Below are 15,021 nucleotides of genomic sequence, written 5' to 3'. Positions count from 1 at the left end.
TGAACTGCCTATATCTCTGTTTTCGTTACCTTTTATTAAGTGATTGATTGTTAAGATCTAAAACTACTTAATTCTCAATAATTAGTGAGTTTATTGACCAATTCTAAGATTCTGCATATTTCTTTTTAGGTTTTACTTTTTTAGGAACAGGCACAGGCTTCAATTGTTTCTTTTGCATTTTGACCTTAAAAGATTTCCCCATTTGTTTGAAAGCTTTCAAGTTTTTTGAATGCTGCTCATAAGTCATTCCTCTCATTAAAAAATAACCATTATCAGGCTTAAAAAGTATAACCATATACCCAACTGCTTCTTCGTTTGCAGGGGTATTTTTCTTTGATCCATTGGGAGATTTCGAGATGATTTCATATCCAAGCATATCTTCAATTTCGATGGCATTTACTTTACTAATCACTGTTTCATTACTCATTGGTAATTCTCTAAAACGAGCCATAGCATAATTTTTAAAGTTTTTAGCCACTACTTTTTTTCTGATGTCATCAACTTTGAAGATGGATGGTTTAATCTCTTTTTTACTTTTTTTGAAGAAAATAGCCTTTCCTTTCTTTTGTAATAAAGGCTGATACTCTGTCTCATCTGTTGTGATTGAAAAAATACCATCCGCCATCTCCATATCTGAAAAGTCATCTAATTTACCATTCAATAAATTGGCGGTTTGCATGACACTAACCAACACGTTTTCAAAATGTGGTTGACTTGTAGGATAAGCCCCTATTAGAATTACCGTGTGTTCCGTATCTCCAAAAAGGTAAATAAATTTTGAATACCCTTCTTTTTTTGATGTGAGGTTGAATTTATAGGCAGGTGTTCCATTATTCAATACGGCTTTCTCCATTTTACCATCTGAAAGATAACCTTCCAATTCATCAGAAAGCATCTTCAAGTAGATTCCATTGACGCTCATCGGAAAGTATTCCACTATAATAGCCACTTTTGATAAACGATCCACCAATCCTGTTGCTCCTTTAACTTGTGCTATTTTAAATGACTTAGGTGGAGTGATGCTACAGTGTTTCTCTGCAAAAATTATCTCGTTATCTTGTTGTGCTAATAGTGTGTGAGAACATACAAAAGCGATCATAATAAATAGGAACCTCATCATAAAAAAGTTAGGGTAAATAAAAAAAGCATGTTTAATGAAGTAACTCCTCCACAAACATGCTTATTAAGTAGAATGCTATTAAATATATTTCGATTGAAATTTATCTGCTACTTTATTGAACTTCTCTGTACCATTACTACGGTTCTTATTCGAAGACTCTACCAATGTATTATACTCATTTACATTCTTGTTGTAACGTTGAACCTCTGAGTTATAAAGATCAATATCTTCTTGCGTTCTATTTTTTTGCTTGATTGCATTAAAGTTTTCCACCACTTTATTGAAGTTTGTCATTTGCTCCTGTATTTCAATCTGCCTTGGATAGTACTCAGTAGCCAATTTATAATAACAAGTCAATAATTCTTCACACGCTACCTTATAGCTTTCATCTCCTCTGAATGCTTCAATGTTTTTTAGTTTACCTCTACCATCATTAACAGCAAGTTCCAATAATGCGATATTTTTCTTTGCCGCTTCATTATCCTTCGCCTTTTTAGCTTTTACGACCTTTTTGTCATACCAATGGCATTTATAATGAATTAAATAAAGTTGATTATGGTATCTATTTACTTCTGATGCATTGTCCAATTTACGACTTAGTCTTGATTGACTTTCTTGAAGTGTGATATTATTATTTTCGGCAAAAGTTTCTTGAACAGCAGAAACCACATTATGCATAGAATCTTTCCTCGCTCTAATTCTTTCTTTTAACAGAAGGTATGCTTCCATTTCATCGTAAGACATCTCTGCTACCTTTTCCATATCGACAACTTTTTGGTAGTCGCTATTCATAATATGATACGACAAGCTCAACGATTCATAAAATACATCTCTCAAAGAGGTATCACCATTATAAGGAGGAAGTTTTTTAATCTGAGCTCTTGAAGATTGGAGACTCCCAATCAAAGCTTGACGTTTTTTTTCAATTGTACTGGCATTACGTCCCCTTGAAGCCTTCTTGATGTAATCCCAAGTATCTTCATTAATCTGATGATACTGTTCACCAATTTTGCTCATGTATTCTCCTGCAGTTTCTTGAGAGTAGGCACATAGAGATAAAAAGGACATTATCCCTGCAATGATTGTAGTCTTAAAACACATAATAGTTGCTTATTAATAAATATTGCTTGTTAAATTAACATTTAAAGTTAGTAATAAGTGATTTAGTATAAAAGATTCATAAAGACTAAAAGTACTAAAGTTCACATCTTTGAAAGATTTAGAATAATAGTTCCAATAGAATAGTCAATCCAACCAACATAATAGTATTATTTAATTACGAATGTGAAGTGAAAGGCATCGTTCGCACCAGTGGACTTTCTAACTAATTCGTTCAGTAGTACTTTCCTCAGCCTTGACTTTTTTGGTTCGTTTTTGTGTTAAGCCAAAAATAAAGAAGAAGAAAGTAAGAAAGTAGATTCATGTTCACACTAAACATTTTTAGATAATAAAAGTTGAATTTTATAGACACTAGAGTACTTTAAAATATAATTTATAATTATTACAATCTTATTTTTAGGCTTGTCTAAATTTTTTATTTAGATTTGTGACAACAGAAAATTAGTCAACCATTAAAAACATTTTCAAATAAGCCATGAAGGCATCACTAATTACTTTTTTATTGTTAGCTATAAATATACTTAGCTTTGCAGGAGATAAAATTACGATCAAAGGTCATGTGACATCTAATAAAGATCACGTACCTTTTGCTACTGTATCTATTAATGACGGAGAGTTTGGAACTTCTTCTGACGAAACAGGGCATTTCCTTATTGAGTTAGAGCAAGGCGTAGAATATTCTATCATGATTTCAGCGGTAGGCTACTTACCAATTACACAAAACTTTAAAGCAAAAAATGGAACTGATATTCATTTTGATTTAGAAAAAGACCTTTTACAACTCAATGAGGTTATTGTCTCTAGTAGTAGAAGAGAGCAAAGTAGAAAAGAAACTTCTGCTGTTGTTAATGTTGTGGGTAAAGAAATTTTCATGGCAAACAACTCTAAAGTAGTAGCTGATGGATTAAACTTCGTTTCTGGAGCAAGAGTAGAAAATACTTGTGGTAACTGTGGTGCTTCTGCCTTAAGATTAAATGGATTGGAAGGGCCTTATACTCAAATTTTGGTAGACAGTAGACCCATTTTCAATGGCCTTGTAGGTGTTTATGGATTGGAACAAATTCCAGTTTCAATGGTTGACCAAGTAGAAGTTGTAAGAGGTGGTGGTTCTGTATTATTTGGTGCCAACGCAATTGGTGGTACTGTAAATATCATTACTAAAGCACCACAATTTAACTCTTATGAAGTAGGTACTAACTTTGGAACAATTGATGGAAAATCAAATGATATCAATACTTATTTCAATACATCTTTAGTTTCTAAAAATGATAAAACAGGAGCTTACATTTATGGATCATATCGTCATAGAGACGCTTGGAATGCAAACCCTGATGATGTTTGGTATCAACTTGATGATAATGGAAATCCTACAGGAGGTGCAATAAAAGATGATTTCTCTGAATTACCTGAATTGAAAACCGCTTCAGTAGGTACCAAAGTTTATCATCAATTTAATGATCAAAATAAAGTTACCGCAGATTTTAGATATTTAAATGAACAAAGAAGAGGTGGTAACAAACTCGATCTAGCTCCTCATGAAACAGACATCACGGAGATGATTGATATGAATATCTTTGGTGGAAGTGTAAATTATGACTGGTTCAGTACTGATAAGAAAACGCATATTAATGCTTATTCAAATATTCAGTATGTAAATAGAGATAGTTATTATGGTGCTAATCAAGCAGCGGACGGCTATGGTTTAACTACGGGTACAACTTACGTTGGTGGTGCTCAAATAAACAGAGATCTTGGTAAAATGTTCAATGCGAATACTTACTTCGTGGCTGGTGTTGAATACATTTTTGATAAAATCGAAGATCGAAAAAACGGATATACTGATCCGGAGACAGGAGAAAAAGTTGGTGATGCATTAATCTCTGATCAAGAGTCTAGCACTATGGCTGTATTTGCTCAAAATGAATGGAAGGGTAAAAAACTATCAGTATTAGTCGGAGCTAGAATGGATTATGTGCAAATCAACGATTTAGCCAACGCTGAAAATAACAAAAGTGTTCCTGCCATTAACCCAAGAATCAACTTAAAATATAACTTGACGAAAGACATGCAAGTAAGAGGTGGTTTTGCAACTGGTTTTAGAGCTCCTCAAATGTTTTCTGAAGATTTACACGTTGAAGTACAAGGAGGACAAGCTGTAAGAACAGTTTTAGATCCAGATTTAAAGCCTGAGACTTCTTTATCTTATAACCTTGCATGGGATTGGGAGAAGAAAATTGGTAATGTTCAAGCGTACTTCTTAGTAGAAGGTTTCCATACTAGAATCAAAGATAGATTTGATAATCAATTAACGGAACTTCCTGACGGTACTTTAATTAACTACAAAAGAAACTCTCTTTCTGATGCCGTTGTACAAGGTTTCAACGTTGAAGCAAAAGTTGCTCCTTCGCAAAACCTAGACTTCCAAGCAGGTTTTACTGTTCAAACAGCAGAATATGAAGAAGACAACCAATGGGGTGACGAAGAGACAAGTACTTCAAAATATATCCTTAGAACACCAAATCAATATGGTTCATTTACGATGAACTACCGCCCTGCTCAAAAGTGGCAGACATCATTGACAGGAGTTTATACAGGTAGTATGCATGTTCCTTATATTCCAGGTGGATTCATCAATGGTGAATTGACAACTGAAGAAGAACTGATCAAAACAGAATCCTTCATGGATATGAGCTTAAAAGTAACTTACACTACTAAGCTGAGTAAGAATGCTAATATTCAATTAGGTGGTGGCGTGAAGAATATCTTCAACCAAATGCAAGACCAATTTGTAAGTGGCCCGGACAAAGACGCTGCTTTCGTTTATGGTCCAATTACTCCAAGAATGTTCTTCTTTGAAGTAAAAATTGGTAATCTTTTGAACTAATATTTAAGTTCATATCATACTATAAAAAAAGTGCGATTCATAAATGAATTATGAGTCGCGCTTTTTTTTATTTTTCTTCTTTTTAACTGGAGTACAATCGAAACAGAAATCTGATAATTTTTCCAATTCATTTTGGACCTCTAACTGTTTTCTTTCCAAAACCTCTTTTTTTCTCCCAAAATCAGATTCATTAAGAAGCTGAGACATTTCAGTTAACATCCTTTGATGATGCATTGTAAAGTAGGTTTGAAAAATAGAAAGACTTGAAAATGTTTTCTTATTCAAAAATAATTCTCTTCTAATTTTCCTAGTGTACAATTCTGCTAAATCAAATTCTACTTGAGCATAATCAACCATATGCTGTGCTAACTCCATATTAGGTGCTGTAATCAATGCTGTTTTAGGATTAAATGTTGCTTTAAATGCTTGATTGAAATTTTTCTTAAACATTAATTCATACGCAGTCATTTGATACCCCATTTCCAACATCACCCCTGATTGAATAGAATAAGATGACAGAGTATTGGATACTTTGGTGTTCGGAGATTGAAAATCTTCAAAACTAAGTTCAATACCTTCTTTCCACTGTATTTCCGTTTGTCCAAACACAGTAAAAGATAAACAGCTGATCAATAATGTAAATATCAACTTCATAAATTAAAGAAGAGTTTGTTAAATAAATAGTTTGTCGTTCAAATATAATTCTTTTGAAACATAAAAAAGGCCTAACATCAATATGTTAGACCTTGGATCTATCTATAATTTTTTATGACTACCTGTTCATCATATCTTCCATCGCTGCTATATTGCCTGCTTTAAAATTGGCTTCATCAACCATTCCTCCAATCAGGAATAAATCGACAATCCAACCAATTCCAAAAACTCCTCCTGTTAAAAGATAAACAATTCCGGAAGTTGTCTTCCCTAAATAGAATCTATGAATACCCAACAATCCGAAGAAGAACCACAATAAATAAGCAACTAAACTTGATTTCATTTTACTATATATTTTATTAATTGACACTATATATAGTAATACGAATACCCTTTACAAATGTTTGGATTATGCTTAATAATTTAGAATCTTATTTGGACACCAGCTAAGGGAGAATACGTAAAAAATGGATCTACATTATCCCACCATGCAAGTGATACAATTGATATAATATCAGTCTGTAACTCTGCGAACAAAGATACTTTTTTATGAACGTTTACATTAAAACCTGCTCCACCTGCAATAGTTAGCCCTACACCATTACCACCGTCACCAAAAAACCAATTTGTACCAAAATTTAAACGTGGTTGAAATCGTCCTTTTAAGAATCGGTATTCAAATTGAAATGGGATAGTAGTATAATTATGTAAAGCCCCCACAAAACCATTCTCTGGCACGTGCTCAAGATTTCTTCTTTGAAAACCTGTTCTTAAATATAAATGCTCGCTGGCCTTTGGCAACCATAAATAGAGCAAAGCACCATAGCTTGTAAACGAAGTATTGTTGTCTTTCATATAGGTCATTCCATAAAAAGGAGCGATTGATAGATGTATTTTTCTTTTCTCCTTACGGTATACCGTACATGCATCCTCACCACAATTTTCATCATGATACTGCTTTGTAATTTTAATTAAATTATTGGTGGATGGGGTTGTCGAAATTGCATTTATCTTGTTTTGAACGCTGACAGATGCATCTTCAAAATAATACAACAATGAAGTTTTTATTCTATTGTCATTTTTAAAATAGGTGACACCATCAATTTCCACTTCTTTTTTACCATGATGTAAGTTGACTAACTTTGTCTCATCATAATCAATATAGTATTGAAAAGCTCCTTTTACTCTAGAAAAGTAAAGGTTTTTAACCCCTTCTACCAGGTACTCTACAAAGTACATTTGATATTCCTTATCGTTTATAGGCACTTCTTTAGCTACATAATGCTCACCCTCATCAAAATAATACCCTTTTATTTCTGAAGGTAAAAATACAGCAACTGTTCCATCTTTGTCATAAGTACATTTTTTATAGTTTGTAATGTCCTTATGATAAAGCATCACATCCAATGTATCATTTTGGAGTGTTATTATTTTTCCGCGGCGAAGTGCTGATTCTTGAGCATGAAGTCCAGTGGCAATCATTGCCCACAATAAGATTGTTGATATTAGTTTCATTTAAATATTTACAATAAAAGTCAGATCATCAAACTGTTAGTTGTTTGTGATTTCAATAGTTCTATTCCTCAAGTAAAATTGGTTTAACTTAGGAGCTTAAAGATATAAAAAAAGGGCTAAACACTAAGTGCTTAACCCTTCCAATATATAACTAAACGTTAAAATTAGTTCTGGTAATCAGTTTCGTTACCTGAGAACGATGCACGAGTGAATTCTCTGTTCAATCTTGCGATATGAGTGATAGAGATTTCTTTCGGACATACAGCCTCACAAGCACCAGTGTTAGTACAAGCACCGAAACCTTCAGCATCATGTTGCTCTACCATTGCTAATGCACGACGCTTACGCTCTGCACCACCTTGAGGTAATAAAGCTAACTGAGATACTTTCGCTGAAGTGAATAGCATTGCTGAAGCATTTTTACATGCCGCAACACAAGCACCACAACCGATACACTGCGCAGCATCCATTGCCTCATCCGCTACTGTTTTAGGGATAGCAATTTCGTTTGCGTCAGGTACACCACCAGTAGATACTGTAACGTAACCACCAGCTTGCATGATTCTATCAAAAGAAGTACGGTCTACAACCAAATCTTTCAATACTGGGAATGCAGAAGCTCTCCAAGGCTCAACAACGATAGTTTCACCATCATTGAAAGTACGCATGTGCAACTGACAAGTAGTGATACCGTGTTTAGGACCGTGAGGCTTACCATTGATATATAAAGAACACATACCACAAATACCTTCACGACAATCGTGATCGAAGTGGATAGGGTCGTTACCTTTCTTTAATTCGTTCTCGTTAAGAACGTCTAGCATTTCTAGGAATGACATATCAACTGATACATCATTTACTTCATATGACTCAAATTTACCCGGCTTGTTTTCACCAGCCTGACGCCAAATTTTAAGCTTTATATTAATTGTTTTTCCTGCCATGATCTTCAAATTGTAGGTGTTAGTGTGCTAACAACCTGTTTGTTGATTTTGTTTGAGGAAGAGTTGAGTCGCCCCAACCCTTCGATAAATTACTTGTAAGAACGTTGCGTTAACTTCACGTTTTCGAATACAAGGTCTTCCTTAGTTAATGAAGGATCTTTACCTTCTCCTTCATAACCCCAAGCTGCAACATACGAGAACTCTTCGTCCTGACGTAATGCCTCACCTTCTTCAGTTTGTGATTCTTCACGGAAGTGACCACCACAAGACTCTGAACGGTTGTGTGCGTCAATTACCATTAACTCACCTAATTCTAAGAAGTCCTCTAAACGTAATGCTTTCTCAAGCGTCATGTTTAACTCCTCGTTAGCACCGATTACTTTCAAGTCTTTGTTGAACTCTTTACGTAATTCTTGGATCATACCACGAGCTTTCTCCAAACCTTCTTTGTTACGTGACATACCACAGTATTCCCACATGATGTGGCCTAATTTCTTATGGATGTCGTCAGGAGTTTGGTTACCCTTGATATTTAATAATTTATCGATTCTTGCTTGCGCTTCTTTTTCAGCTTGAGCAAAAGCAGGATTTGATTTATCAACAGCTTGACCTAATGGAAGTGTTGCAATGTAATCACCAATTGTGTAAGGGATTACGAAGTAACCGTCCGCTAAACCTTGCATTAATGCTGATGCACCTAAACGGTTAGCACCGTGATCAGAGAAGTTCGCCTCTCCTAATGCATAAAGACCAGGAACGTTAGTTGATAAGTTGTAATCTACCCAAAGACCACCCATTGTATAGTGAACGGCAGGATAAATCATCATTGGCACCTCATAAGGATTGTCAGCAGTAATTTGCTTGTACATGTCAAACAAGTTACCATACTTCGCCTCGATTGTTTTCTGTCCATCACGCTTGATTGCATCAGCGAAATCTAAGAATACAGCAAGACCAGTTACACCAACACCTCTTCCTTCGTCACAAACCATCTTCGCGTTACGAGATGCTACGTCACGAGGTACTAAGTTACCGAATGAAGGATATCTTCTTTCTAAGTAGTAATCTCTTTCTGATTCTGGAAGTTTCACAGCTTCAGCAGCAGTGATCTTCGCATGTTTTTTATCTTTTGGAACCCAAACACGACCATCGTTACGTAATGACTCTGACATCAACGTTAATTTCGATTGGTAATCACCGTGTACAGGAATACAAGTAGGGTGAATTTGCGTGAAACAAGGGTTCGCAAACTTAGCTCCTTTCTTGTATGCTCTCCAAGCAGCAGAACCATTTGAAGCCATTGCGTTTGTAGAAAGGAAGAATACGTTACCGTAACCACCAGTACAAAGCAATACAGCGTGACCTGCGTGAGACTCAACTTTACCAGTTACTAAATCACGAGTTACAATACCTTTAGCAGCACCGTCGATAGTTACTACGTCAAGCATTTCTTTACGTGTGTGCATTTTTACTTTACCAGTGTTCACCATTTTAGTTAACGCTGAGTATGCACCTAATAGTAATTGTTGTCCAGTTTGACCACGAGCATAGAACGTACGGGATACTTGAGCACCACCGAATGAACGGTTGTCCAATAACCCACCGTAATCACGAGCGAAAGGTACACCTTGAGCTACACATTGGTCAATAATTTCTGTAGATACTTCCGCTAAACGGTGAACGTTTGCTTCACGTGATCTATAGTCACCACCTTTAATTGTATCGTAGAATAAACGGAAAACTGAGTCACCGTCATTTTGATAGTTTTTAGCGGCGTTGATACCACCTTGTGCTGCAATTGAGTGAGCACGACGAGGTGAATCTTGGAAACAGAACGCGTCTACATTGTATCCTAGTTCTGCTAAAGTTGCAGCAGCTGAAGCTCCTGCTAAACCTGTTCCTACAACAATGATATTGAATTTTCTCTTGTTTGCAGGGTTAACAAGTTTTACGTTGAATTTATGTTTTTCCCACTTCTCGGCTAATGGGCCTGCAGGGATTTTTGATTCTAATGACATTCTATTCTATAGTTTTAATGTTATTGATTAATAACTCTGTAATGTTTTGTTTTGGAAAGTTGTTTTACTAACTATTCAAAAACATTACAACTGGAATTGCTCCAAATAATACTGGAACGATAATAGAATATGCTTTACCTAAGAAAGCGATAATTGGAGTGTATCTCTTATTATTTAATCCTAATGTTTGGAAAGCACTTGCAAAGCCATGCCATAAGTGGAATGCCAATACAAACATAGAAATAACGTAAGCTGCAACAATCATTGGATTAGCATAAGATACTGCTACTACAGAATAAAGATCTTTCATTTCTACACCGTCGATAGTTGTAGTTGAAATTTCACCTCTTAATTCGTGCATTACTGCCCAATACTGTGCTAAGTGAACAACTAAGAATACTGCGATCACAGATCCTAAAACTCCCATGTATTTAGATACTTGAGAACCGTCTTTGTTTGTTACTTTGTAAGCTTGTCCGCCTCTAGCTTTTTTGTTTTGTGCTGTTAAAATAATCGCATACACAATGTGAGCTAAGAAGAATAATTTAAAAACGTTCGCTACTACTTGTACTAAAGGGTTAGTAGACATAAAGTGAGCGTACATGTTAAAAGCATCAGCTTTTCCCATTAATAACGTCATGTTACCAGACACGTGTCCGGCTAAGAATAAGATGAGTAAAATACCTGAGAGAGACATCATAATCTTTCTCCCGATTGTACTACTCAACGATTTCTGCCAACTCATAAAAATTAACGTTTAGATAAATATTGTGGTGAGATAGTTCTCTAATTTATTTCGTTGCAAAATTATACCTCAACTAAAACAGATACAATAATCGTGGTCAGCAGAACCTTATTTTGAATAAATCTAAACAACAGAAACAGTTTGCTTTCTGCTAAGATTTTATCTCTCATACAACACTGAATTACAACAGTATACAAACCTGTAAATAAGATTTAATAGTCAGTCAGACACTTGCAAAAGTAAAATGTTTCCTTTAAAAGGAAACAAAAGTCATCTTTTTAAACTAATGTAAACGGACAAAAAAAGGCTACGAATTTTCGCCAATTCGTAACCTTTCATTAAATTACTATATTTTACCTTTATGAATCTAACTTTCCAACCCATGTAGTAAAAGTTGAAAATGAAGTTTCAACGGGTTTAGTTTCAAAAATTCCAAAAAGTGTAGAACCAGATCCAGTCATACTCGCATACACTGCTCCTTCTTTGTACAGCTGCTCTTTGATCTCTTTTATTTGCGGATGATTCTTGAAAATTCCTTGCTCGAAATCATTATTTACTTTTTCCTTCCATATTGAAATGTCACCCTCAACAATTTGCTTCAAGTCCGTTTCTAATTCCATTGGAATTACTCCTGAGTACGCTTCCTTTGTTGAAATATGAATATTAGGATTGACCATCAAAATCCACTTGCCTTCAAGGGATAATTCTATCTTAGAAAACACCTCTCCTCTTCCTGTCACCCACAATGGATTATTAGTAATAAAAAACGGGCAATCACTTCCCAATTCCAACGCGTATTCTTCTAGCTTTTCTGTAGACAAATTCAATTCAAAAATTTCATTCAGCATCTTTAAAGCATAAGCCCCATCTGCTGAACCGCCACCCAATCCTGCTCCAATCGGTATCACCTTATGCAAATGGATAGTTACGGGAGAAATATCAAAATCACTCTTCAATAAATGATAGGCTTTCAAGCATAAATTACCATTCGCATCTCCGGGTATATCAATACCAGTACTCGAAAAAGATAATTCTTCGCTTGGAACAATTTCTAAAATATCAGTCCATCCAATTGGGTAAAAACATGATGCTATATCATGGTACCCATCTTCTCGTTTGCTTGTTATGGCTAAACCAATATTAATTTTAGCGTTTGGAAAGGAAATCATTATTCAATTTGACGTTGTAGTTTTACTTGGAACAACGAAGTTACGAATTGAAATGACAATCTGTACCTTACTTCACGAATTTTCTATACAACCAATTATTAAAAATCATTCCAACTAAGATTAAAATTCCCCACTGTGTTACGATTGTTGCATTTGAATAAGCGTCAAAGAAATTCCACGTTCCCTCTTCTGTAAACCAAGGTGCGTCACTGTAACCTTGCGACATCCACCACCAAACTAGAAACACGCCAATTCCTATATTAAGATACATGGCGAATTGGTATAAAACTGTAGGTATAATAATGCTCGAATCTTCATCAATATAATCTTCTTTGAATTTCTTGATGCCATTTTTTTGAACTGCAAAATTGATAAACAAACCTGAGATCAAAAGTCCAAGACCCCATACCCAATCCTGATTGGAGAAAAAGTCCAAAGAAATTGCCGAAGGCATACCAAATGCGATGCATAAAACCGCTGTTATGAAACTCGCTTTTGTTCTATTGAACTTTAAATCGGTAAATGTTTTGATGCAAAGTTCTATCATACTGATCAATGAACTAAAGGCGGCCATAGTAAAAGCGATAAAGAAAATCACTCCTAGAAATTCTCCATAAGGTATCTTGGCAAATAATAATGGAATAATAGTAAATGTAAGGGCGGTATTTCCTGATTGGAGATAAGCTATGGCTTGTGCATCATCAGAAGCAATAGCAAATACAGCAGGTAAAATGGCTATTCCTGCAATTAATGAAGCGATGTTATTCCCAATTCCGCTGACCAGAATATTAAAAGTCACATCTTCTTTCTCCCTTGAATAAGAAGCAATAGTCAACATTAATCCCCAACCTGCACCTGTACTCCAAGCCGATTGTGTAACGGCCTCAATCCATACTTTAGAATTAAAAAATAAAGCTGGATCAATGTGAAACATATATTGTAATCCCTTAGGCCCGTTTTCGGTTGATAATGCTACTGCAGCAACTAACAACATCAAAAAGAGTAAAGATGGAATCAGTATTTTATTGACTCTTTCTAAACCTTGCTGTATGCCTTTATACAACATAAAAACGGCAAACAAAACCACTCCAATATGAAGTAAAACTGTCAATGCACTTCCGTTGGCTACATTTTGCCAATATTGATCTAAAAAGTTTTGATTAAGATTTTCAAGAGCTGTTGCATTATCCAATAAAGTTGTGGATAGTCCAACATACCTTAACCCCCATGCTGTTACGACGGAGTAATAAAAAGTGATTCCTAATGTACATATCGTGATGAAAAAGCCCATCCAGGTATACTTCTTTCCGGCAGCTTGAGCGAAAGAAGCGATTACTCCCTGCTTAAACTTTTTTCCTATTGAAAACTCTGAAAGGAGAATGGGTATTGACCATATAAATAAGAACATAAACCACAAGATGATAAATGTTCCTCCATACTGCCCTGCCAAACGTGGAAACCTCCATAAGTTCCCTGCTCCAATAGCCATTCCTAATGAAGCTAAAATGACACCCCATTTACTACTGAATTGTTCAACATTTTCTTTCATAGTCTCGTTTGTTTATTATGGTTTAAATCACTAATTATTAAATTAGCTATGGTTTAAGTTGAGTTTAAAACGCCAAGTTAAAAAATAAAATTGAAGGACAGAGATGATTGAATCGATAAAGCATTATATAAAAACATACATAAGTATAAGGTATGGTTTAGCTGGAGCGCTCTTTTTGGGTGTTTTAGTGTTTGGCATTAATTATTATGATGCTCAATCCGTTCCTTTGGCCACCACTGCCGCATTAAAACAAAGTGCCTATACATTCCTATTTGGTGGTTATGTATCGGCACTTTGTGAAAGATACACCTCAAAGGGTGAATTTTTAAAAGGGGTTTTAATTCCCTCCACTATCGCAATCCTTGCTACTTATACCGTTCATTCTTTTAAAGGAACTCCTAACCCAGAGCTTTCAACAATTCCGACGTTGATATTTGCTCCTTTAGGTTTCCTATTTATCGCAAGGAATAAAAAGAAAGAACTTCAGAAAAACAATTAGAGCGATCTTGCTATTCTTAAGCCTAAGAAATTCATTTTCACATCTGGCTTATCAAAATTACGGTAGGCAGGTCTACAGAAAAGTGCTTCACTCATAAATGAGCCTCCTCTGTATACTTTTGTCGTACCATTTTGAATACCCTGAGGGTTCGAATGAGTAGATTGTTTGTAAGAAGTTTCACTATACCAATCATTGACCCACTCCCAAACGTTTCCTTGCAGGTCATAAATACCCAATTCATTGGCTGCTCTTGTGCCTACTTCTTGATGTTGGTGGTCATCTGTATTAGAAGAAATCCATGCTCTCATTGGTATATTTTGAGAGGCCGCATCGGTGTTAGCCATCTTCTTTCCTCCTCTCGTTACATATTCCCATTCTGCTTCTGTTAGCAAACGGTAGTTTTCTCCGGTTAATGTATTTAACTTCTTAAGAAACTCTTGACAATCATTCCAAGAAACCATCTCAACGGGGTGATTTCCCATTTTCAGTTCACTTGGATTTTTTCCCATTACTGCTTCCCAAAGCGATTGAGTAACTTCATGTTTCCCTACAAAAAATCCATCAATTGAAACTTCATGAACAGGAATAGAAGGGTTTACTCCATTGTCTAATAATAAATCCCCTTTCTTATCGCCCATTTTAAAAGTGCCTCCTTTCACGAAGACCATATCAAATGAAACTCCTTGTGCTTTATCTGTATAATTTTTCTTTTTTTGAGCGGATGCTAAGTGTATTATCAAAAAACTAGATAAAAATAGAATTGTGTGTTTTAATGTACGGTTCATGAAGATTATTTAAAGTTTAT

13 protein-coding genes are annotated in these 15,021 nt (G+C 35.3%); 2 read left to right on the top strand and 11 right to left on the bottom strand.

Translation table 11 applies throughout. The features are described 5' to 3' along the window. Window positions 1–103: 103 nt before the first annotated feature. Window positions 104–1,120 carry a hypothetical protein gene (locus tag PL77_RS11635; RefSeq protein WP_156152335.1) on the bottom strand — a complete coding sequence of 339 codons (1,017 nt, stop codon included), beginning with the start codon at window positions 1,118–1,120 and terminating at the stop codon, window positions 104–106. A 78-nt stretch (window positions 1,121–1,198) separates the two neighbouring features. After that, complete coding sequence (locus PL77_RS11630; protein WP_156152334.1) at window positions 1,199–2,221, bottom strand: hypothetical protein; 1,023 nt, start codon at window positions 2,219–2,221, stop codon at window positions 1,199–1,201. A 493-nt stretch (window positions 2,222–2,714) separates the two neighbouring features. On the opposite strand from PL77_RS11630, the gene PL77_RS11625 reads away from it, so the two are divergent. Continuing rightward, window positions 2,715–5,123, top strand: coding sequence for a TonB-dependent receptor (locus PL77_RS11625; protein ID WP_052444336.1), 2,409 nt, complete (start codon window positions 2,715–2,717; stop codon window positions 5,121–5,123). A 48-nt stretch (window positions 5,124–5,171) separates the two neighbouring features. On the opposite strand, the gene PL77_RS11620 is transcribed toward PL77_RS11625, so the two are convergent. The 8 genes from PL77_RS11620 to PL77_RS11585 form a co-directional block, all read right to left on the bottom strand. Next, window positions 5,172–5,777, bottom strand: a complete 606-nt coding sequence (locus tag PL77_RS11620; RefSeq protein ID WP_044205130.1) for a hypothetical protein — start codon at window positions 5,775–5,777, stop codon at window positions 5,172–5,174. A gap of 118 nt (window positions 5,778–5,895) precedes the next feature. After that, window positions 5,896–6,120 carry a TM2 domain-containing protein gene (locus tag PL77_RS11615; RefSeq protein WP_044205127.1) on the bottom strand — a complete coding sequence of 75 codons (225 nt, stop codon included), beginning with the start codon at window positions 6,118–6,120 and terminating at the stop codon, window positions 5,896–5,898. Between the two features lie 80 nt (window positions 6,121–6,200). Beyond that, complete coding sequence (locus tag PL77_RS11610) at window positions 6,201–7,292, bottom strand: hypothetical protein (protein ID WP_044205124.1); 1,092 nt, start codon at window positions 7,290–7,292, stop codon at window positions 6,201–6,203. Window positions 7,293–7,456: 164 nt separating this feature from the next. Continuing rightward, entirely contained in the window at window positions 7,457–8,221 is a 765-nt protein-coding gene (locus PL77_RS11605) for a succinate dehydrogenase/fumarate reductase iron-sulfur subunit (RefSeq protein ID WP_044205241.1), read from the bottom strand. Between the two features lie 104 nt (window positions 8,222–8,325). After that, on the bottom strand, window positions 8,326–10,254 hold the full coding sequence (locus PL77_RS11600; RefSeq protein WP_044205121.1) for a fumarate reductase/succinate dehydrogenase flavoprotein subunit: 1,929 nt from the start codon (window positions 10,252–10,254) through the stop codon (window positions 8,326–8,328). Between the two features lie 67 nt (window positions 10,255–10,321). Then, a complete protein-coding gene (locus PL77_RS11595) occupies window positions 10,322–10,999 on the bottom strand; it encodes a succinate dehydrogenase cytochrome b subunit (RefSeq protein WP_044205119.1) in 678 nt (225 codons plus the stop codon). A 359-nt stretch (window positions 11,000–11,358) separates the two neighbouring features. Continuing rightward, a complete protein-coding gene (ispE, locus tag PL77_RS11590) occupies window positions 11,359–12,168 on the bottom strand; it encodes a 4-(cytidine 5'-diphospho)-2-C-methyl-D-erythritol kinase (protein WP_044205117.1) in 810 nt (269 codons plus the stop codon). A 67-nt stretch (window positions 12,169–12,235) separates the two neighbouring features. Continuing rightward, a complete protein-coding gene (locus PL77_RS11585) occupies window positions 12,236–13,717 on the bottom strand; it encodes a sodium-dependent transporter (protein WP_044205114.1) in 1,482 nt (493 codons plus the stop codon). A 103-nt stretch (window positions 13,718–13,820) separates the two neighbouring features. Here PL77_RS11585 and PL77_RS11580 point away from each other — a divergent pair, with 103 nt between their 5' ends. Next, entirely contained in the window at window positions 13,821–14,216 is a 396-nt protein-coding gene (locus tag PL77_RS11580) for a hypothetical protein (RefSeq protein ID WP_044205112.1), read from the top strand. Here PL77_RS11580 and PL77_RS11575 read toward each other — a convergent pair. After that, on the bottom strand, window positions 14,213–15,001 hold the full coding sequence (locus tag PL77_RS11575; RefSeq protein WP_052444335.1) for an SUMF1/EgtB/PvdO family nonheme iron enzyme: 789 nt from the start codon (window positions 14,999–15,001) through the stop codon (window positions 14,213–14,215). The genes PL77_RS11580 and PL77_RS11575 overlap by 4 nt on opposite strands. Window positions 15,002–15,021 lie beyond the last annotated feature (20 nt).

The sequence above is a fragment of the Flammeovirga sp. OC4 genome (assembly GCF_000812565.1).
Taxonomy (GTDB): domain Bacteria; phylum Bacteroidota; class Bacteroidia; order Cytophagales; family Flammeovirgaceae; genus Flammeovirga.
This window is presented reverse-complemented; position numbering and strand designations above follow the sequence as displayed.

Coding starts and splice junctions, on each gene's coding strand:
- PL77_RS11575 (WP_052444335.1), bottom strand. CDS start 15,001: ATGAACCGTACATTAAAACACACAATTCTATTTTTATCTAGTTTTTTG.
- PL77_RS11620 (WP_044205130.1), bottom strand. CDS start 5,777: ATGAAGTTGATATTTACATTATTGATCAGCTGTTTATCTTTTACTGTG.
- PL77_RS11610 (WP_044205124.1), bottom strand. CDS start 7,292: ATGAAACTAATATCAACAATCTTATTGTGGGCAATGATTGCCACTGGA.
- PL77_RS11630 (WP_156152334.1), bottom strand. CDS start 2,221: ATGTGTTTTAAGACTACAATCATTGCAGGGATAATGTCCTTTTTATCT.
- PL77_RS11635 (WP_156152335.1), bottom strand. CDS start 1,120: ATGATGAGGTTCCTATTTATTATGATCGCTTTTGTATGTTCTCACACA.
- PL77_RS11600 (WP_044205121.1), bottom strand. CDS start 10,254: ATGTCATTAGAATCAAAAATCCCTGCAGGCCCATTAGCCGAGAAGTGG.
- ispE (WP_044205117.1), bottom strand. CDS start 12,168: ATGATTTCCTTTCCAAACGCTAAAATTAATATTGGTTTAGCCATAACA.
- PL77_RS11580 (WP_044205112.1), top strand. CDS start 13,821: ATGATTGAATCGATAAAGCATTATATAAAAACATACATAAGTATAAGG.
- PL77_RS11625 (WP_052444336.1), top strand. CDS start 2,715: ATGAAGGCATCACTAATTACTTTTTTATTGTTAGCTATAAATATACTT.
- PL77_RS11585 (WP_044205114.1), bottom strand. CDS start 13,717: ATGAAAGAAAATGTTGAACAATTCAGTAGTAAATGGGGTGTCATTTTA.
- PL77_RS11595 (WP_044205119.1), bottom strand. CDS start 10,999: ATGAGTTGGCAGAAATCGTTGAGTAGTACAATCGGGAGAAAGATTATG.
- PL77_RS11615 (WP_044205127.1), bottom strand. CDS start 6,120: ATGAAATCAAGTTTAGTTGCTTATTTATTGTGGTTCTTCTTCGGATTG.